Here is an 18,219-nt window from a genome sequence, read left to right as displayed (position 1 = left end):
GCATTCTGCCGCATGGCTCCCCCGCCCGCCCCACAGACGATGAAAGAGCGGATCCTCCAGACAGCCGACAAGCTGTTCTATCTGCAAGGCATTCGCGCGATCGGCGTCGACACCATCGCGGCCGAGATCGGCATCAGCAAGCGCACGCTCTACAACCACTTCCCGTCCAAGGACGCGCTGATCGCGGCCTATCTCGAGCGCCGTTTCGTGCACGCATCCCCCTCCGACAAGCCGCCGGCCGAGCAGATCCTCGCCACCTTCGATTCGCTGGAGCGGCGTTTTGCGGCGAAGGATTTTCGCGGCTGCCCGTTCGTTAACGCGGTCGCCGAGCTGGGGCCTGCCGACCGCGCCGTGAAGAAGATCGCCGTCGCCTTCAAGGAAAGCCGCCGCCTCTGGTTTCGCGACCGCCTGAACGAGCTCGGCGTGGCTGATGCGGACGCGCTCGCGACCCAGCTCGTGCTGCTGGTCGACGGCTCCATCGCCCAGGATCTCGTCCGTGACGACCCGGCGATGGCACGGGCCGCGAAGGAAGCGGCGAAGGTGCTGTTACGGAATGCAGGGGTGGATGTGGGGGATGATACGAAGGCAAAGGGACGCAAGCCGGCGCCACAATGATCACTGTCATCCCGGACAAGCGCAGCTCGTGGCAACGCGTAGCGTTATCCAGGGCGAAGCGCAGATCCGGGATCCATAACCACAGGAAGCAATTTGGCGAAGACTCGTGGTGACCAGCTCGCGCGACAACCCCTTGGGGTTATGGATCCCGGATCGGCGCGCGCTTGAGGCGCGCTTGTCCGGGATGACGGCTGAGGCTGTTGCCACAGCATTCATCCCGCGACTCCATTTTACCACCATGCTCCTGTTTTGCCCGACAGATCAAACGAGCGTGCGAGGCGCAAATGCGATTCTTGCCACCCCCGTAAGTCATTGATCCGACTGGCGCCGGCTACTGTGCATGGGGTTGTTTTCGCAATTTTTGTGTCCGGCGGCCCTCACGCCGCCTGTGACACCACCCGGTTGCGGCCGTCGTGCTTGGCGCGGTACAGCGCGGTGTCGGCGCGCTTGAGGACGTCGGCCACCGCCTCGCCCTTTCGCTCCAGCGTGGTGAGGCCGATCGAGATCGTGACCTCGATGCGCTTGGCGCCCTTGTGGATCGCGAACGGCTCGCCCGCGATCGAGCGGCGCAGCCGCTCGGCGACCATGCCGGCGACGTGGAGATCGGTCTCCGGCATCACGATGACGAACTCCTCGCCGCCGTAGCGGCAGGCAAGGTCAATGCCGCGGATCGACTTGCGCACCCGCACCGCGAATTCGCGCAGCACGTCGTCGCCGGCGTCGTGGCCGTAATTGTCGTTGATCGACTTGAAGAAGTCGATGTCCAGGATCATCAGCGCGAGTGGCTTGCCGCGGGTTGAGGCCTGCTCGGCGAGCGTTGCCAGATGGCTCTCCATGTAGCGGCGATTGTGCAGCCCGGTGAGCGCGTCGGTGATCGCCATCTCGATCGAGTTCTGCACGTTGTCGCGCAAATGATCGGTGTAGCGGCGGCGGCGGATCTGGGTGCGGGCGCGCGCCAGCAGTTCGGTCTTGTCGATGGGGCGCAGCAGATAGTCGTTGACGCCGATCTCGAGGCCGCGGAGCAGCCGCGTCGAGTTCTCGGGATCGGCGATGGCCAGGATCGGCACGTGGCGCGTGCGCTCCAACGAGCGCGCCTGGCTGCAGAGGCGAAGGCCGTCGAAATTGTTGAGGTCGAGCGAGACGATCAGCAGGTCGTAATTGCCCTCGGCGGCGTGGAACAGCGCCTCCGTCGGGTTCGGCTCGACGTCAATCGTGTGCTCGGCGGCGAGGATCGTCGCCAGCCGCTCGTAGGAGGACTCGCGGTCGTCGACCAGGAGGATGCGGCCGCCCTTGCCGGTGTCGGAGACGGCGCTGCGCTCGGGCGCCTGCATGCCGATCTCGAGCGAGGTGATGGCGCGCATTCGCAGCTCGTCGGTCATCATCTTCAGCCGCGTCAGCGAGCGCACGCGCGCGATCAGCACGACGTCGGAAACGGGCTTGGTCAGGAAGTCATCGGCGCCCGCCTCGAGCCCGCGATTGCGGTCGGAGGGGCTGTCGAGCGCCGTCACCATGACGACGGGAATGTGATGCGTGGCCGGATCGGACTTGAGGCGGCGGCAGACCTCGAAGCCGTCCATGTCGGGCATCATCACGTCGAGCAGGATGATGTCGCATTCGGCGCGATGGCAGATCGCCAGCGCCTCGGTGCCGTTCGAGGCGGTCATCACGTCGAAATATTCGGCGGAAAGGCGGGCCTCTAGCAGCTTGACGTTGGCAGGGACGTCATCGACGACCAGGATACGCGCAGACACTGTGAACTCACTTCCTATCCGATAAAACGCCGGACCGTCTCAATGAATTTGCCGACCGAGATCGGCTTGGACAAATAGGCCTCGCAGCCGCCCTCGCGGATGCGTTCTTCGTCGCCCTTCATCGCGAACGCCGTGACCGCGACGACGGGAATGGCACGCAGCTCCGGATCGTCCTTGATCCAGCGGGTCACCTCCAGCCCGGAGACCTGCGGCAGCTGGATATCCATCAGCACGAGGTCGGGCCGCATCTTGCGAACGAGGTCGAGCGCCTCATAGCCGTTGCTGGTCCCGGAGGTCTGGTAGCCGTGCGCCTCCAACAGGTCGCGGAAGAGCTTCATGTTGAGCTCGTTGTCTTCCACGATCAGGACGGTCTTGGCCATCCCGCCCTCCTGATTGGTCCGCAGGACCGATACATGTGACGCCTCAGACGCCGCTTTCCGGCGTTTCGAAAACTGGATTCAAACTAGCCTCAGATTCGCTTGAGTTTCGTTAAACCCGAGGGTCGACTTTCTGCGATGTGGTTTCCAGTTGCTTGTCTGGGGTCGGAAGACTCAGGGGCGAGACTCGGGCATGATGCAAAGTAGACACCGAAAGTTAACGGAAAGGCAAACCGTCCCCTTGAAAAAGCCTGTTCACAACCCCCGCGAAGTCGCTGAAATCGTTGCGATTCAGGCCCTGTCCTTCGTCGCAAGCGAGCCCGAGCGGCTGGGCCTGTTCCTGGCCGAGACAGGGGTCGGTCCGGAGACCCTGCGCAATGCCGCCGCGGACCCCAATTTCCTGCTCAGCGTGCTCGATTTCGTGATGCGCGATGACGCCACCGTGAAGGCCTTTGCCGGCTCGGTCGAGCTGCACCCGACCAACGTTGCCGCAGCGCGGCAGGTCCTCGGCGACTCGCTCGGCGACCCCTCCTGGGAGCGCGACGTGCCGTGACCGTCCCCGACCCGGCCGGGCCCCGCTGCTTCTGCCGGGATTGTCTGGCCGATCTTGATAGGGCGGTGCGGCGCTGCTCGGCCTGCGGTTCCCCCCGTCTCGTCCGCCACCGCGCCCTGTCCACCCTGACCATCGCCCATATCGACTGCGACGCCTTTTACGCGACGGTCGAGAAGCGGGACAACCCCGACATCGCCGACAAGCCCGTCATCATCGGCGGTGGCAAGCGCGGCGTGGTATCGGCCGCCTGCTACATCGCGCGCACCTATGGCGTGCGTTCGGCGATGCCGATGTTTCGGGCGCTGGAGGCCTGCCCGCACGCGACCGTGATCCCGCCCGACATGGCGAAGTACGTCCGGGTCGGCCGCGAGGTGCGCCAGGCCATGCAGGCGCTGACGCCGCTGGTCGAGCCGCTGTCGATCGACGAGGCCTTCCTCGATCTCTCCGGCACCGAGCGTGTGCACGGCATGGCCCCGGCCAAGGTGCTGGCGCGCTTTGCCCGCGAGGTCGAGCGCGACATCGGCATCTCCGTCTCGGTCGGCCTGTCCTGCAACAAGTTCCTGGCCAAGATCGCCTCCGACCTTGACAAGCCCAGAGGATTTGCCGCGCTCGATCAGGAGGAGGCGCGCATGATGCTGGCGGACAAGCCGGTCGGCTTCATCTTCGGCGTCGGCCCCGCCACGCAGGAGCGCCTCGTGCAGCGCGGCTTCCGCGTCATCGCCGACCTGCAGAAGGCCGACGAGATCGAGCTGATGCGGCAGTTTCCGAGCGACGGCCGCAGGCTGTGGCGGCTCGCGCGCGGCATCGACGACCGCCGCGTCGAGCCTGACCGCGGCGCCAAGACCATCTCCAGCGAAACCACGTTCGAGACCGACATCCGCGATTTCGCGGCGCTGGAGAGGATCCTGTGGCGGCTGTGCGAGAAGACCTCGTCGCGGCTGAAGAGCAGCGAACTCGCCGGCTCGACCGTCACGCTGAAATTGAAGACCGCCGACTTTCGTCAGCGCACGCGCTCGCAGTCGATCGCCGTCCCGACGCAGCTCGCCGCGAAGATATTCTCGATCTGCCGCGAGATGCTGGCGAAGGAGATCGACGGCACCGCTTTCCGCCTGATGGGCGCCGGCGTCAGCGCGCTGCGCGAGGGCTCGCCCGCCGACGACACCGACATGCTCGACCGCCGCGCCGCCCACGCCGAGCGCGCGGTGGACAGCCTGCGCAAGAAGTTCGGCAGCGCCGCGGTGATCCGCGGCATCGCCTATGAAGGCCCGGAGAAGGCACCGGAGTGATGACGGCTGAACGCGATCTCCAGGTGCTGCTGCGAGGCATGAAGCCGGAGCTGCGGCCGGGCATCTTCGTGTTCTGCACGATCCCGGCAAATGAGCGCATTCCGGCGGCGATCAGCCCCCTGCTGACGTTTCGCGAGCAGGAAGGCACAACGCTGGTGATCCCTCGTGAAGAGGCTGAAGCCGCGGGACTGCGCTATGCGTTCGCTTCGCGCCTGATCACCCTGACGGTTCACTCCGCGCTCGACGCTGTCGGCTTCCTCGCGGCGATCACGGCGCGCCTCGCCGAAGCCGGCATCAGCGTGAATGCCGTTTCGGCCTTCCATCATGACCATCTCTTTGTGCCCGTTGACAGGGCGGACGACGCGATGGCGGTTCTACACGAGCTGTCAGCAGAGTAAGTTCAATCCGCGACCGCAATCGCCTCGATCTCGATCAGCCATTCCGGCGCGGCGAGCGCGGAGACGCCGACAAGCGTGGACGCCGGCGGCTCCATGCCTTCGAAGAAGGCCGAGCGGGCCTTGCCGATGATCGGCCGCAGCTCCGGCTTGTAGTTCACAACGAAGGTCGTGATCTTGACGATGTTGGAATAGCTCGCGCCGGCCGCCTTCAACGCGTGGCCGAGGTTCTGCATCACCTGCGTGGTCTGTGCAGCGATATCCCCCTCGCCGACGATCCGGCCCTCCTCGTCCACCGAGACCTGGCCCGAGATGTAGATGGTGCGCGCGCCTGAGGCGGTGACGACGTGGGAATAAGCGGGATTGTGATGCAGGCCGCTGGGTCGGAGATGGTCGAGCTTGGGCATGGTGCTTGCCTCCCTGAGGTTTCTGGTTGGGAGGAGCGTAGCTGGGGAGTGTGACGAGAGCTAGTCTGCCACTGCGAAGATTGGTCGCGTAGGGTGGGCAAAGCGAAGCGTGCCCACGATTTTGCCCATTGCTGAAAGGTGGTGGGCACGGCGCGCGAAGTGCGCGCCTTTGCCCACCCTACGGCACTGGTCGCGCAGGAAGAGCTCTGCCCTCAATTGCAGGGCTTGCTGTCCTTGACGTCGAACTTACCCATCGCGCCGGAAATGACGAAGTCGTTGTAGTCGAGCACGAGCTGACGCGAGACGCCATTCTCGTAGAGCTCGAACGCCATCGCATAGACCGGCGTCTGCTCGCCCTCCTTCTGCTGGGCGTCGCGGTCGAAATAGCTGACGGTGACCGGCCAGCGCTTGAGCGACTTCATGTGCTCGTCCGACGTCGAGGGATCGGCGGAGGTGGCGCGATCGGCGGGAACCGGCTGGCCGATCACGGTCAGCGTGTTGTAGACCTTCTGGCCATCGTCGGAGCCGTCATAGACCGAGAGCTCGAGCAGCGATTTGCCGTCCCTGGCGGCGGCGATGATGCGCTGGATCTGCTCGGTCGGGAACACGATGCTGCCGTCGAGGGTGAAACTTTTCGGTGCCGGCAGCTTCAGCTTGACGTTGATGTGGTCGCCGTCGCGCTCGGCCATGCCGTCGACCCGGCCGGCATCGGCCTCGTTCATGCGCGTCTCGATCTTGAAGCGATAGCTCTTGCCGGCGGCGTCCTCCCAGGAATTGGAACGGAGGTCGCTGAGCGTGACCTTGCCCTCGCCGCTGTCGAGCTCGGAGACCTGGCGGAATTCGGAGGTGTAGCCCTCGCACGCGCTGCCGGTGAAGTTGTAGAGAATGCGGCCGCGCGCGCTGTTGACCGAGTTGGAGCGCGATTTCACCAGGCTGAGATCATAGAGCGCTTGGTGCGGCAGGAACGGACCGTTGGCGGCTAGCGCGCCCTCGCCAAGGCCGAAACTGGCCGCCGCGAGCGCCATCACACCGAGCGAAGTCCGGAAAAGGTGCACCATGTCTATTCCTTGGGGGCGCGTCCCTGCGAAGCGCAGATTCGACATTTTAATGACCGTTCCATTGCGTCGCAACTGAGGCCGTTTCACGTAAAGTTGCCCCCTTGGCGCTGAACCTGCTGTCCGATCTCAACAAATACGGGCCCCTTGCGGTTGCTTGCATGTGGCGGCCCGATGGGCGAAACAGGGCGCGCCCGGCTACCTTTGCGGACGCGCCGGGGCGAATGATTTTTTGGACAACGAGGTCGGACATGGCGGGCACGGTCGAGCAGAAGCTGGCGGAACAGGGCATCAAGCTGCACGAGGCCCCCACGCCCGTCGCCAATTACGTCCCGTTCGTGCGCACCGGCAATCTGCTGTTCGTCTCCGGCCAGGTCTGTTTCGATCCCGCCGGCAAGCTGATCGCCAAGGGCAAGCTGGGTGCCGGCGTCTCCATCGAGGACGGCGCTGCGGCCGCCCGCGGCTGCGCGGTGAACCTGCTGGCCCAGGTCAAGGCGGCGCTCGGCGATCTCGACAAGGTGGTGCGCGTGGTGCGGCTCGGCGGCTTCATCAACTCGGCGCCGGACTTCCTGGACGGGCCGAAGGTACTCAACGGCGCCTCCGACCTGATGGTCGCCGCCTTCGGCGACAAAGGCCGCCATGCCCGCACCACCGTCGGCGTCGCCTCGCTGCCCGCCGATGCCGCGGTCGAGGTCGACGGCGTGTTCGAGGTCGCCTGACGCGACATGCGCGCGCCCGATTGGCTGACAGCCCGGCCGGTCGCCCATCGCGGCCTGCATGACATCTCCCGTGGCATCGTCGAAAACATGCCCGGCGCGGTGCAGGCCGCGATCGCGGGCAATTTCGCGATCGAGGTCGACATCCAGCTCTCCGCTGACGGCGAGGCCATGGTGCATCACGACCACGCCCTGGGCCGCCTCACCGAGGCCACCGGCGAGGTGATCTCGAAGACGGCGGCCGAGTTGAAGGCCGTCAGGTTCAAGGACACGCCCGAGCGGATGATGTCGCTGTCCGACCTCTGCGCCCTGGTCGCCGGCCGCGTGCCGCTGGTGATCGAGGTGAAGAGCCATTTTGGCGGGGACCGCAAGCTGGTGAAGCGGATGGCCGAGGTGCTGGCGTCCTATGACGGACCAGCCGTCGGCATGTCCTTCGACCCCGATGAGGTGCTGGCGCTGCGCGAGCTGTTGCCCTCCCGTCCGCGCGGCATCGTCGCGCAGCGGACCTATGAGGACGATTACTGGGCGAGGCTCACGCGGGAGCAGCGCGACAGCATGCTGTACCTGCGCCACGGCTTTCGCACCCAACCCCACTTCGTGGCGTTTCGGGTCGACGACCTCCCGGCCCCCGCCCCCTGGATCGCCCGCAACATCTTCGGCTGCGCCCTGCTCGGCTGGACCGTCCGCACGCCGGAGCAGCGGACCCGGGTCGGGCAATACGCGGACCAGATGATTTTTGAGGGGTTCGTGCCGTAGGGCCTCGCTCGTGTCCCGGACGCGCTGCAGCGTGAACCGCTGCTGCGCAGAGCCGGGACCTAGAAAGCCGCACAGGACAATGCGGAGAAATGGGCCCCGGCTCAGCAGCGCACCACTGCGTGCTGCGCTGCGTCCGGGGCACGAGACTGTGCCCTCCCCGCCCTCTTGAAGTCGCTGCTGCAATGCACGATCTTGGGGGTCGATGGCATCATCCGAAATCACGCTCGAGGCGGTACCTTCGATTGACAACGTGTCACCGGAGGATTGGGACGCCTGCGCCAATCCCGGCGGACGGTGCCATGTGGCCGGCAACGGAACCTCATCTTCCCTTTCAGGCGGATCCCTCGGCCTCTCAAGACCGGCCTATAACCCGTTCGTCTCCCACGCTTTTCTTTCCGCAATTGAGAAATCGGGTTCGGCGACCATCCGCACCGGCTGGGGGCCGCGGCATCTCGTGGCCAAGGTGGACGGCCGCGTCGCCGGAATCGTGCCCTGCTATCTGAAATCGCATTCCCAAGGCGAGTACGTGTTCGACCGCGGCTGGGCCGACGCCTATGAGCGCGCCGGCGGGCGCTATTATCCGAAGCTCCAGGTCTCGGTTCCCTTCACCCCGGCGACGGGCCCGCGGCTCCTGGTCCGCGACGGCGTCGACCGCGAACGGATCATGGACGCATTGGCGAGCGGCCTCGTGGCGCTGTGCGGTGTCAGCAAGGCCTCCTCGGTCCACGTCACCTTCGCGCGCGAGGACGAATGGAAGCTGCTCGCCGAGCACGGCTTCCTGCAGCGCACCGACCAGCAGTTCCATTGGCACAATGAGGGCTTTGCCAGCTTCGACGATTTCCTGGCGACGCTGAACTCGCGGCACCGCAAATCGATCAAGCGCGAGCGGCGCGATGCGCTGGCCGCCGGCGTCACCATCCACTGGCTCACCGGCAAGGATATCACCGAGGAGGCCTGGGACGCCTTCTTCGAATTCTACATGGAGACCGGCTCACGCAAATGGGGCCGGCCTTATCTGACGCGGGAATTCTTCTCGTTGATCGGCGAGACCATGAGCGAGGATGTGCTGCTGGTGATGGCCCGCCGCAACGACCGCTGGATCGCGGGCGCGATCAACTTCATCGGCTCGGACACGCTGTTCGGCCGCAACTGGGGCGCAGTCGAGCATCATCCGTTCCTGCATTTCGAGGTCTGCTATTACCAAGCGATCGACTTCGCCATCAGACGCGGCCTTAGGCATGTCGAGGCCGGCGCGCAAGGCGAGCACAAGATCGCCCGCGGCTACCTGCCGCGCACCACCCATTCAGCCCACTTCATCGCCGATCCGGGCCTGCGTCGCGCCATCGACGATTACCTCAAGCGCGAGCGCGCCTATGTCGCCGAGGCCGGACGGGAGCTCGCCGAGCTCGGCCCGTTCCGCAAAGGCGCCGACGAGGCGCCTTGACGGTTTGCCGCCGCTGGTGACAGTAAGCGCAAAATTCCAGGCGCAAAGTTCTCGGGAGCCGCCAATATGACCGCCTACGACACCAACAACATTTTTGCGAAGATCCTGCGCGGCGAGCTGCCTTGCTACAAGGTCTACGAGGACGAGCACGTGTTCGCCTTCCTCGACATCATGCCGCGCGTCCCCGGTCACACGCTGGTGATCCCGAAGGCCCCTGCCCGCAACGTTCTCGATATCGAGCCCGACGATTATGCCCATGTCGCCCGCGGCGCGCACAAGATCGCGGCCGCCGCCATGAAGGCCTTCAAGGCCGACGGCATCACCGTGCAGCAGTTCAACGAGCCCGCCGGCGGACAGGTGGTGTTTCACCTGCACATGCACGTCATGCCGCGCCACGACGGCGTCGCCATGCTGCCGCCCGCCAGCCGCAAGGAAGACGCCAAGGTGCTGGAAGAAAACGCGGCGAAGCTGATCGCGGCGTTGAAAGGCTGATCGTCATTCCGTCTCGAAATCACCCTTCTGCGGCGCGGCCAGCGGGGTGAACTCGCACCGATCCGGCTTGACGTCGATCAGCGGCGTGTTGTCGAGGCAGTCGAGACCGCGCACCAGGATCGCATTGCCCTCGATGCCGACCAGCTTGACGATCGACGTGCCGATCGGGTTCGGCCGCACCGGCGAGCGCAGCGAGAAGGTGCCCCGGGTCTTGTCGTTGTTCTTCGGGCTCTGCAGGATGATGTCGCGGCGCGACTGGTCGAGCCAGTAGAGCACCTCGAGATTGCTGTAGAAGTCGACGCCCTTGATGCCTGGCACGAACGGCTCGAAGATCTCGAGACGACAGATCGGGCCATCCTGACGCCCCTGCCGCGGCGTCTCCATCCGCGAGGTCCAGGGCGTGCGGATGCGGCCGATGAAGATCAGGCCGGCATCCTGCGCGGGCGGCAGCTCGATGGCGACCTCGCCCTCGCGGAGCTCGTTCTTGCGAACCATATTTCCAATTCCTTGCTGTCGAGCCGTGTTTTAGCCCAACCACCACTTGCCGGCCAGCATGAAGACTTCGCCGGTCACGACGCCCGCAAAGATCGAGCGGCGCGTCAGCAGGAACACGACGAGACCGGCGGCCACCGCGCCGTAGCGCAGGATATCAGGCACGCCGGCGAGCGCGCCCGGCGGCTCGACCACGATCTGGGCGATCACGCCGGCAAGGATCGCGGTGGCGACCGCCCGCACCCAGACCAGCAGCTCGGAGCCTTCGTCGATGCCGCCGCCGAACCACAGGCCCAGCATGCGCCAGATCTGGTTGGGAATGACGCCGGCGACGAACAGCACCGCCAGCGCATGCCAGTCGCCGATCAGCTGCGCCGAGCTCATGCGCGCACCTCCCGCCACCAATGCACGCCATAGGCGACGGTGCCGGCCACCACCCCGCTGACCAGGATATCGACGCCGGAGCTCAGCTTCGCGGCCAGCGGATACAGCAAGACGCCGAGCACGAGTGCGACCACATCGGCGATTTCGCGGCTGTTGCGCGCCGTCGAGAACAGGAACGACAGCGGCGTCAGCAACAGGATCGCCGCGCCGAGCGTCTGCGTCAGGTTGGCGGCGAGGAAATAGCCGACCGTGTTGGCAACGAGACAGACCGAGACGAGGCCGCAGCCGAGCCCGTGAACGAAGGCGATGCGACGCTCACGCGGCACCTGCGGCAGGAAGCGGTGGCACTCGACCCACAGCGTGACCGCGGTGAGATGCGCGGCGAAGACCAGCTCGCGCCGTCTGGTCGTCGGCGTGCGCATCAGCGGCAGCACCGAGACCACCATCGGAAACAGCCTGATAGCGCTGACGGTGACGGCGATCGCCGACTGGATGATGGTGGCGCCGGAGCCGAGCGTGGTGATCAGGATGATCTGCGCCGGCCCCGCCCAGACGAACAGCGTCGAACAGAGCGCCCAGAGCAGGCTGAAATGAGTGTCATGGGCGAGTGCGCCGATGCCGAGATAGGTCACGAACAACACGATGGTGAGGATCGTCTGCGTGATCGAGCGCAGGCCCCAGCCGAAGGCAAGCCAGGGGCTGTTCCATTGCGGGGAATCGAGCGGGGGAAGCGCCACGGGAATTGGTCGGGGTTACGGAATCGTGCCCGCATAACGGGCAATGGGAGCATCCGCGTCAAGGAAGCCGGCGGCGGGGCTGGCATGCGCGACCTTCCCACCGCTGTCATTCCGGGGCGCGACGAAGTCGCGAGCCCGGAATGACAAGCGGAGTTACCCGCTCACACCCCTGTTCCTCAGCACGAAGCAGGCCCCGCCCGCCTTCCTGATCCGGCTGCACAGATCATCCGCCTCGTTGCGCGTCTCAGTGCCGATGCGCACCTGGTAGAACGCGCGCGTGCCGCGGCTGCGCATCACCGAGGACAGCAGGCTCGGGTCGCGCTCGCCGATCACCGCGCTCAGCCGCGTGACGGCACGCGAGTACATCGCCAGCGCCCTGTTGCGGTCGAAGCCGGCGGCGAGCTGGACGCCCCAGGCCTTGGCGGCCGCAAGCTCCACGTGCTGCTCGAGCTCGGCAACAAAGGCATTCGGTGCGCGCTTCAATAGCGCCATCAGATCGCGGCAGCTCGTCGGCGGTGAGCTTGGCGGTCCCTTGCCGGTCGCTCCTGCCTTGGCCCAGGCATCGACGCTGGTGCCGGTGATGGCGTAGACGTAGTTGCGGGTCTGCTCCGGCATTCCGCCCGTCCCGGCGAGCCATTCCCGCACCCGCCGCGGGCCGGCATTGTAGGCCGCCGCGGCAAGGCCGAGATTGCCGAACTGGCTGCGCAGCTCGCTCAGAAATTCCGCCGACTTCGGCAGCGCCTGCACCGGATTGAACGGATCGAGCAACCCGCGCTCGCTCGCGGTGCCCGGCATGAACTGCGCGATGCCCCGAGCGTGCTCGCCGCTGCGCGTCATGGGGCCGACCGCATCGGCCTGGAAGCGGCTTTCCTGCCAGATCACCCGGGCGAAGAATTCCAGCGGGAGATCGGCATCGCGCGCCGCCGCCTCCACGATCAGGCAGATCGACTCCCGCGTGTCGCTCTCGCGGGCGTCCTTCGGCGTCTCCGGCGGCTTCGCGGGTTCCTCAGCCTTCGGAGGCACGTCCGGGGCCGGCGTCTCCTCTGCCAGCGCCGGCGACAGCACGAGGGCCTGGCACAAGACAGCGATAACCCGAGCTATTCGCATGGCATCGACGTTACAGGACAAATCGGACCTTGACTTGGAACCCCAGCCAACTAGCAACGGACGGCAGTATCAACGCAGGTCCGGCCTGATGGTGACAATCTTTTTTGATCTCGACGGTACCCTCACGGACCCGAAGCCGGGGATCACGCGCTCGATCCAATACGCGCTGGCGCAGCTGGACGTCGCGGTGCCGAGCGAGGACGAGCTCACCTGGTGCATCGGGCCGCCGCTGCATGCCAGCCTGAAGAAGCTCACCGGAACCGACGAGCTCGCCGACCGCGCCCTGCTGCTCTATCGCGAGCGCTTCAGCGATATCGGCCTGTTCGAGAACGAGGCCTATGCCGGCATCGTGGACACGCTGACGACGCTCGCCGCGACCGGCCAGCGCATGTTCGTCGCGACCAGCAAGCCCGCGGTCTATGCCAGGCGCATCGTCGATCATTTCGGCCTGAAACCCTACTTCGAGCACGTGTTCGGCTCCGAGCTCGACGGCACGCGCGTCGACAAGCGCGACCTGCTGCGCTACGCGCTCGACCAGGCCAAGGTCGATGCCGCCAGCGCGATCATGATCGGCGACCGCAGCCATGACGTGGTTGGCGCCCGCACCAACGGCATGACCGCGATCGGCGTGCTCTATGGCTATGGCAGCGAGGCCGAGCTGAAGGACGCCGGCGCGCATCACATCTGCGCCGCGCATCCCGAGCTGCTCGGCCATTGCGTCGCTTAGGCGCTGGCCGCTTCCACGGAAGCCAGCATGCCGGTTCTGTCGTGGCAGTTCAGATATTCGAAGAACTGCTCGTCCGCAGCGGCTACCGTGACCTCGTGATACAGTCGCAGCCTGGCTGACGGTCCAAGGGTCGACAGATACTTCATCGCCGCGCCAAAGATCCTGACATGGGTCGGATGCGACTCGGCCCAGCGCTCCAGGGCCGCCAGACTCTTCCACCAGCTCTGGCCGTAAGACTTTTCGCTCATGCTGCCGTCGGCCGAGACCAGGCGCATGTAGCGGTTGGCATAGCAGCCGATCGCGAGACCGTCGTCGCGCAGGAAATCCATGCCCTTGCGCAGCACCGGCTCGACGTCATCGAGATAAAGCTTTCGCTCGGACGCTTCGGTATCGCTCCAGTCCTGCCCGGAACGGATCAGGCAGAGATTGTCGTGCGCCACGACCCGCAGCCGAGCGCCGTCGCGGACCAGCTTCGGCGTGCCGCCGGGCGCCATCGCGTCGGTTTGCGACAGCGGGATGCGGTCGCGCATGCCACCCCAATAGGCATGCTCCTGCACCTCGCCGCTCATGCCCTCGGCAACCGCCGCGACCCCCTCAGTCCGGTCGGGCGACGAGAACAGCGTCTCGTGCCGCGCCACGGTCGGACGCAGCACCTCAATGAACGTGCCGATGCCCTCGCGCTGCCGCCCGGTCCAGGCCTCGCGCGCCGGTTCAAACCAGGCGTCGAAGCGCACGATGTCGTCCCAATAGCCGACGGAGACGATGGTCTCGTATCCGGTCTGATCGACATAGCGCGCGCGGTCCCAATGCGAGGGCCCGCCTGCCGCAGCGAACCGCGCCGCGATCTCGGCGAGCGCCTCCGCCGCGGCCGCCGGCGCAGTGCCGTGATGCTGCACGCCGAAATAGGCCATCACGACCCGGCTCACGCCCGGCTTGTAGCGCGCCACGAAAGAGGGATAAGGCGGCTGGTAATCGTCCGGCACGCGCTTGTGGCGCGTGCGCGTGGTTTCGAGATGCAGAGGAATTGCGGACTCCATGATCGTACCCTCCCCTCCATCACCGTGATCAGCTTGCCGCCGCGGCGATGTCCGTGGGCTCGACGGTATCGGCCGGCAACGCGAACTGCTCGACGCGCTTGTAGGGCTTCTTGTTCAATAGCAGCCGCGTCACGTCCGGGCGCGAATAATGCCCGGCCGGGTCTGCCGCGTTCTTGGCGACGCCGATGGCACCGAGATCGATCTCGGCGATCAGGAGTCCCTCCTGGTCCGGGGCGAGCTTGTCGCCGATCTGGCTGCCGTCGGGGCCGTAGATCGCGGCGAAACCGCCGCCGGCATGGAGCAGCGCGTGCTTGTCCGGCCGGTCGCAGAGCTCATCGATCATCGCTTGCGACACCGTCGCGCAAGGCGCCAGCACGAAGCATGAGCCTTCCACCGCATAGACGCGCGAGGCGGCATTGTTGACCTCGGCTCCGAGCGCCGGCGCGAAGGGATCGTAGAGCGAGAAGCTCGGCCAGGCCGCGACATGCACCTGCTCGTTCTGGGCATACATCGCGTATTTCGACAGCGGCTGCAGATGCTCCCAGCAGCACAGCGCGCCGAGCCGGCCGATGTCGGGCCGCGCGTGCACGGCAAGGTCGCTGCCGTCGCCCTCGCCATAGACGGTGCGCTCGGCATGGGTCGGCCGCAGCTTGCGGCGCTTGGCGATGGTCTCGCCGTCGGGTCCGATCAGCCATTGCGCCAGATAGAGGCTGCCGCCATCGCGCTCGGACAGGCCGATCACGGCGGTGAGCTTGGCCTTGCGCACGGCATCGCGTAGCCGTTCGGCCTGCGGGCTGTCATAGGCCAGCGAATTGTCGAAATAGCGCTGCACGAAGCCGCGGCCGATCGCCCAGGCCGGCGAGTCCATCCAGATGTGCCAGGGGTAGCCGGGGATGAAGGCCTCCGGGAAGGCGATCAGCCTGGCCCCCTTCTCGGCGGCCTCCCTGATCAGCGCGACCGACTTGTCGACCGAGGCGTCGAGGTCGAGCCAGGCCGGCGCCGCCTGCACCACCGCCACCTTGTATTTCGGATGTTCGATGCCCATTGCCGCCTCCTGGCCGGTTGATCGGAAGCCATCTCCGATGCAGTCTATTGGACCAAAGCGGGCGATCGAGCGCTCGACCGCGACGGAACAAAAACTCGACCGGGCGGAATTCCTGCCGGGTATGGGATTTGCCTCCGGTCAGGCTGGGTCCGTCCATTGGCGGTTTTGCTGGACGGGACAAGGGAGGCTTTCCAGATGCCAATCCAGTTCACGACGGACGGCAGCCCGGCCCATCGGCGGCTCGCGCTCTGGCAGGACATCGTCTGCGACGTCTTTGTCGGGCTCGACTGCAGGTCCGATCTCGGCAGCGCCTTTCGCGGCTCGGTCACGCAAGCTGCGCTCGGCAAGGCCGTATGCTCCGAGGTTTGTTCCGATCGCCAGCACGTGTTCCGTACACCCTCGCGCATTGCTCACTCGGATCAGGATTTTGTCCTGGTCGCGCTCGGCCATCGCGGCGACGGCGGCGTGGTGCAGGACGGCCGCGAGACCGTGATCCATCCCGGCGAGTTCGCGCTCTACGACACCACGCGCCCCTATGAGCTGAAGTTCAACGATCCTTTCACGCAGTCCATCTTCAAGGTGCCGCGGGAGATGTTGCAGCGTCGGCTCGGCGGCACCGAGACGCTGACCGCGATGTCGTTCGGCGGCGACGCGCCGCTCGAGCGGCTCGCCTATGATTTCATCTTCCGGCTTTGCCAGAGCGCCGACCGGCTCGCGTCCGACGGCGCCGCCGCATTGTCGGAGCAGGCCGTCGATCTGCTCGCGATGGCGCTGAGCGAACGGCTCCGAAAGACATCGCTGCCGTCCTCGACCCACCGCTCTGCATTGCTCTACCGGCTCAAGGCGCACGTCCGCGCCCACCTCTCCGATCCCGACCTTTCATTGTCGGATACCGCGGCCGCGCTCGGCATCTCGCCGCGCTACGTCAATGATCTGCTCGCCGACGAGGAGACCTCGTTCCAACGTTTCGTCCTTGCCGAACGGCTCGCCCAATGCCGGCGCGACCTCGCCTCGCCCCTTCTCGGTCACCGCCATATCAGCGAGATCGCCTTTGCCTGGGGCTTCAACGACCTCTCGCACTTCGGCAGGGTCTTTCGCGAGCGTTTCGGCATGTCGCCGCGCGACTTCCGGCAAAGCCAGTTGCGACACTGAGATCTGTCACGGGGGGCGTCTCTAGGGATCAGCACGAAGGCAGATGCTGCGGAGCAGCACGCCACACACGGCGTACGAGACACCGCCGGCCGGCGAGATCGTTTGCAGGATTCCGATAGGAAAACTTACGAGCCGTTCAGCTCCATTCCATAAAATGAAGCGATCCCTTCACCGAGCTTTGCCGGAAAGCCGCATGTCCCTATTCGCCAGCGCCAGCCGCAAGCGCTCGACCTTCACTCCGGGAGAATCCGTTGAAGCGGCGGACCGGCCGGCGGCGTTGCAAGCCCGCGACGAAGCTCTGGCAGCGTATATCGAGGCCTTGACCGAAGGTAATTTCCTCGCACCCGGCTGCGGCGGCGACGATCGCCTGTCCAGGGCAATCTCAAAGCTCGCGGAGAGATTGGCCGGCGACGCATCGAACAAGCTCGACGCCATCGTGGATCTCAACATCCAGAGCAATGAAACCGCGATTTCCGCAGCCCGGATGCTCACCGCCTGTGGGGAGGTCGACCATCGCACGCAAGCGCTCGCCGCTGCCAGCGAAGAGATGGTCGCTTCGGTGGGCCAGATCCGATCCAATGCCGAGGATGCGGCCGCAAGCGCCGCCCAGATGAAGGTCGGCGCCGAGCAGGGAATGTCCACGGTCCGGCTCGCTTCCAAGGCGATGGAGCGGGTCGAGATGACCGCGAACGATGCGTCGGACAAGATTCTGGCGCTCAGCGCGGCGTCCGAAGAAATCGGCGCCATCGTCGGTTCGATCGATGCGATTGCGAGGCAAACCAATCTTCTGGCGCTGAACGCCACGATCGAAGCCGCACGGGCCGGCGAAGCTGGACGCGGCTTCGCCGTGGTCGCCTCGGAGGTCAAGGGACTTTCGCAACAGACCGGCAAGGCGACCGAGGACATTCGCGAGCGGATACAACGCCTGAGGGATGAAGTCGAACTCATCGTGACCGCAATGGCCGATTGCAAGTCAGCGGCGGCCGAGAGCAAGGAAATTGTCACGCAGCTGGGCGAGGAGATGTCCAACGTCGAACGTAGGACAGTCACCCTAACGGGCGGCATGGACGAGATCGCGAACATCCTCAATCAGCAGACCGACGCTTCGCGCGAAGTGGCCGAAGGCATCGCCGCGATTGCGCGCATGACGCAGGCGAACGTCGATCAGATCAAGAGCATCTCCGCTCAACTCGACGTATCCCAGGGGATCGCCGGAAAGCAACTTCAGGAAATTGCCGGCCTGTCGTTCGACAACAAAGTTCCGCGACTGGCCAAGGCGGACCACGTCATCTGGAAGAAGCGTCTGGCAGACATGGCGATCGGCCGCGCCATGCTGAAGGCCGACGAACTCGCAGACCATCATTCTTGCCGATTGGGCAAATGGTACTATGGCGATGGTTCTCTGACGATGCGCAATCATCGGGCGTTCGGACCGCTCGAAAGGCCGCACGCTCTCGTACACGACCATGGAAAACGGGCCGCGAAGCTCTTCGCGGATGGCGACCTCGCCGGCGCCCTCCGGGAAATCTCGCTCGTCGAAGAGGCATCCGCGGACGTGCTCAGACTGCTCGACGACCTTTCCCGCTGAGACGTGGCTGGGATGATCACCGCCGCGAGCCTGCAAATCACAACGGCTTAACGCGTCGATCAACGCAGGGCCGCCATGTGCGCGCGCGATGGTCCGGGCTGAA

Annotated in this window: 21 protein-coding genes; 11 read left to right on the top strand and 10 right to left on the bottom strand. The window is 65.7% G+C overall.

Going from position 1 to position 18,219, the window contains the following annotated elements; all coding sequences use genetic code 11:
* Positions 1-12: 12 nt before the first annotated feature.
* Positions 13-615: a TetR/AcrR family transcriptional regulator gene (locus WI560_RS12975; RefSeq protein ID WP_375308319.1), complete on the top strand. Its 603-nt coding sequence runs from the start codon at positions 13-15 to the stop codon at positions 613-615.
* Positions 616-992: 377 nt separating this feature from the next.
* On the opposite strand, the gene WI560_RS12970 is transcribed toward WI560_RS12975, so the two are convergent.
* On the bottom strand, positions 993-2,366 hold the full coding sequence (locus WI560_RS12970; protein ID WP_375308318.1) for a PleD family two-component system response regulator: 1,374 nt from the start codon (positions 2,364-2,366) through the stop codon (positions 993-995).
* A 14-nt stretch (positions 2,367-2,380) separates the two neighbouring features.
* On the bottom strand, positions 2,381-2,746 hold the full coding sequence (locus WI560_RS12965) for a response regulator (RefSeq protein ID WP_008566616.1): 366 nt from the start codon (positions 2,744-2,746) through the stop codon (positions 2,381-2,383).
* A gap of 238 nt (positions 2,747-2,984) precedes the next feature.
* On the opposite strand from WI560_RS12965, the gene WI560_RS12960 reads away from it, so the two are divergent.
* Genes WI560_RS12960 through WI560_RS12950 form a run of 3 tightly spaced genes read left to right on the top strand, consistent with a single transcriptional unit; the run spans position 2,985 to position 4,980 of the window.
* Entirely contained in the window at positions 2,985-3,296 is a 312-nt protein-coding gene (locus tag WI560_RS12960) for a DUF3572 domain-containing protein (RefSeq protein WP_028135907.1), read from the top strand.
* Positions 3,293-4,582, top strand: coding sequence for a DNA polymerase IV (locus tag WI560_RS12955; protein ID WP_375308317.1), 1,290 nt, complete (start codon positions 3,293-3,295; stop codon positions 4,580-4,582). The genes WI560_RS12960 and WI560_RS12955 overlap by 4 nt, the downstream gene beginning before the upstream one ends.
* Positions 4,582-4,980: an ACT domain-containing protein gene (locus tag WI560_RS12950; protein WP_375308316.1), complete on the top strand. Its 399-nt coding sequence runs from the start codon at positions 4,582-4,584 to the stop codon at positions 4,978-4,980. The genes WI560_RS12955 and WI560_RS12950 overlap by 1 nt, the downstream gene beginning before the upstream one ends.
* A 2-nt stretch (positions 4,981-4,982) precedes the next feature.
* On the opposite strand, the gene WI560_RS12945 is transcribed toward WI560_RS12950, so the two are convergent.
* Both WI560_RS12945 and WI560_RS12940 read right to left on the bottom strand, forming a co-directional pair.
* On the bottom strand, positions 4,983-5,384 hold the full coding sequence (locus WI560_RS12945) for a RidA family protein (RefSeq protein WP_135163700.1): 402 nt from the start codon (positions 5,382-5,384) through the stop codon (positions 4,983-4,985).
* Positions 5,385-5,596: 212 nt separating this feature from the next.
* A complete protein-coding gene (locus WI560_RS12940) occupies positions 5,597-6,442 on the bottom strand; it encodes a cell envelope integrity EipB family protein (RefSeq protein ID WP_257195122.1) in 846 nt (281 codons plus the stop codon).
* A 248-nt stretch (positions 6,443-6,690) separates the two neighbouring features.
* Between WI560_RS12940 and WI560_RS12935 the strand changes: the two genes are divergently transcribed.
* From WI560_RS12935 to WI560_RS12920, 4 genes are all read left to right on the top strand, one after another.
* The gene (locus tag WI560_RS12935; protein WP_018321130.1) at positions 6,691-7,158 is read left to right on the top strand and encodes a RidA family protein; all 468 of its coding nucleotides are present in this window, start codon (positions 6,691-6,693) and stop codon (positions 7,156-7,158) included.
* 6 nt (positions 7,159-7,164) lie between these two features.
* A complete protein-coding gene (locus WI560_RS12930; protein WP_375308315.1) occupies positions 7,165-7,911 on the top strand; it encodes a glycerophosphodiester phosphodiesterase in 747 nt (248 codons plus the stop codon).
* Between the two features lie 202 nt (positions 7,912-8,113).
* Entirely contained in the window at positions 8,114-9,355 is a 1,242-nt protein-coding gene (locus tag WI560_RS12925) for a GNAT family N-acetyltransferase (RefSeq protein ID WP_375308314.1), read from the top strand.
* 66 nt (positions 9,356-9,421) lie between these two features.
* On the top strand, positions 9,422-9,847 hold the full coding sequence (locus WI560_RS12920; protein ID WP_375308313.1) for an HIT family protein: 426 nt from the start codon (positions 9,422-9,424) through the stop codon (positions 9,845-9,847).
* Positions 9,848-9,850: 3 nt separating this feature from the next.
* Here the strand turns inward: WI560_RS12920 and tsaA are convergent, their stop codons facing one another.
* The 4 genes from tsaA to WI560_RS12900 form a co-directional block, all read right to left on the bottom strand.
* Positions 9,851-10,342 carry a tRNA (N6-threonylcarbamoyladenosine(37)-N6)-methyltransferase TrmO gene (gene tsaA / locus WI560_RS12915; protein ID WP_375308312.1) on the bottom strand — a complete coding sequence of 164 codons (492 nt, stop codon included), beginning with the start codon at positions 10,340-10,342 and terminating at the stop codon, positions 9,851-9,853.
* A gap of 30 nt (positions 10,343-10,372) precedes the next feature.
* Positions 10,373-10,723, bottom strand: coding sequence for an AzlD domain-containing protein (locus WI560_RS12910; protein WP_028135897.1), 351 nt, complete (start codon positions 10,721-10,723; stop codon positions 10,373-10,375).
* Complete coding sequence (locus WI560_RS12905; RefSeq protein ID WP_375308311.1) at positions 10,720-11,460, bottom strand: AzlC family ABC transporter permease; 741 nt, start codon at positions 11,458-11,460, stop codon at positions 10,720-10,722. Before WI560_RS12905 ends, WI560_RS12910 begins: the two co-directional genes overlap by 4 nt.
* A gap of 153 nt (positions 11,461-11,613) precedes the next feature.
* The gene (locus WI560_RS12900) at positions 11,614-12,567 is read right to left on the bottom strand and encodes a transglycosylase SLT domain-containing protein (protein WP_375308310.1); all 954 of its coding nucleotides are present in this window, start codon (positions 12,565-12,567) and stop codon (positions 11,614-11,616) included.
* Positions 12,568-12,655: 88 nt separating this feature from the next.
* On the opposite strand from WI560_RS12900, the gene WI560_RS12895 reads away from it, so the two are divergent.
* Positions 12,656-13,294, top strand: coding sequence for an HAD family hydrolase (locus WI560_RS12895; protein ID WP_375308309.1), 639 nt, complete (start codon positions 12,656-12,658; stop codon positions 13,292-13,294).
* Here the strand turns inward: WI560_RS12895 and WI560_RS12890 are convergent.
* Together WI560_RS12890 and WI560_RS12885 are read right to left on the bottom strand one after the other, a co-directional pair.
* The gene (locus WI560_RS12890; protein WP_375308308.1) at positions 13,291-14,331 is read right to left on the bottom strand and encodes a phenylacetaldoxime dehydratase family protein; all 1,041 of its coding nucleotides are present in this window, start codon (positions 14,329-14,331) and stop codon (positions 13,291-13,293) included. The genes WI560_RS12895 and WI560_RS12890 overlap by 4 nt on opposite strands.
* A 28-nt stretch (positions 14,332-14,359) precedes the next feature.
* Positions 14,360-15,376 (bottom strand): carbon-nitrogen hydrolase family protein, encoded by a 1,017-nt coding sequence (locus tag WI560_RS12885; RefSeq protein WP_257195130.1) that lies wholly within the window; start codon positions 15,374-15,376, stop codon positions 14,360-14,362.
* A 195-nt stretch (positions 15,377-15,571) separates the two neighbouring features.
* Between WI560_RS12885 and WI560_RS12880 the strand changes: the two genes are divergently transcribed.
* Both WI560_RS12880 and WI560_RS12875 read left to right on the top strand, forming a co-directional pair.
* Entirely contained in the window at positions 15,572-16,528 is a 957-nt protein-coding gene (locus WI560_RS12880; RefSeq protein WP_375308307.1) for a helix-turn-helix domain-containing protein, read from the top strand.
* Between the two features lie 193 nt (positions 16,529-16,721).
* Positions 16,722-18,116, top strand: a complete 1,395-nt coding sequence (locus tag WI560_RS12875; protein WP_375308306.1) for a methyl-accepting chemotaxis protein — start codon at positions 16,722-16,724, stop codon at positions 18,114-18,116.
* Positions 18,117-18,219 lie beyond the last annotated feature (103 nt).

Source organism: Bradyrhizobium sp. A11 (assembly GCF_042077125.1).
Lineage (GTDB): Bacteria > Pseudomonadota > Alphaproteobacteria > Rhizobiales > Xanthobacteraceae > Bradyrhizobium > Bradyrhizobium japonicum_B.
Note: the sequence above shows the minus strand (reverse complement) of the source record. Positions and strands in the feature narration are given on the sequence as shown.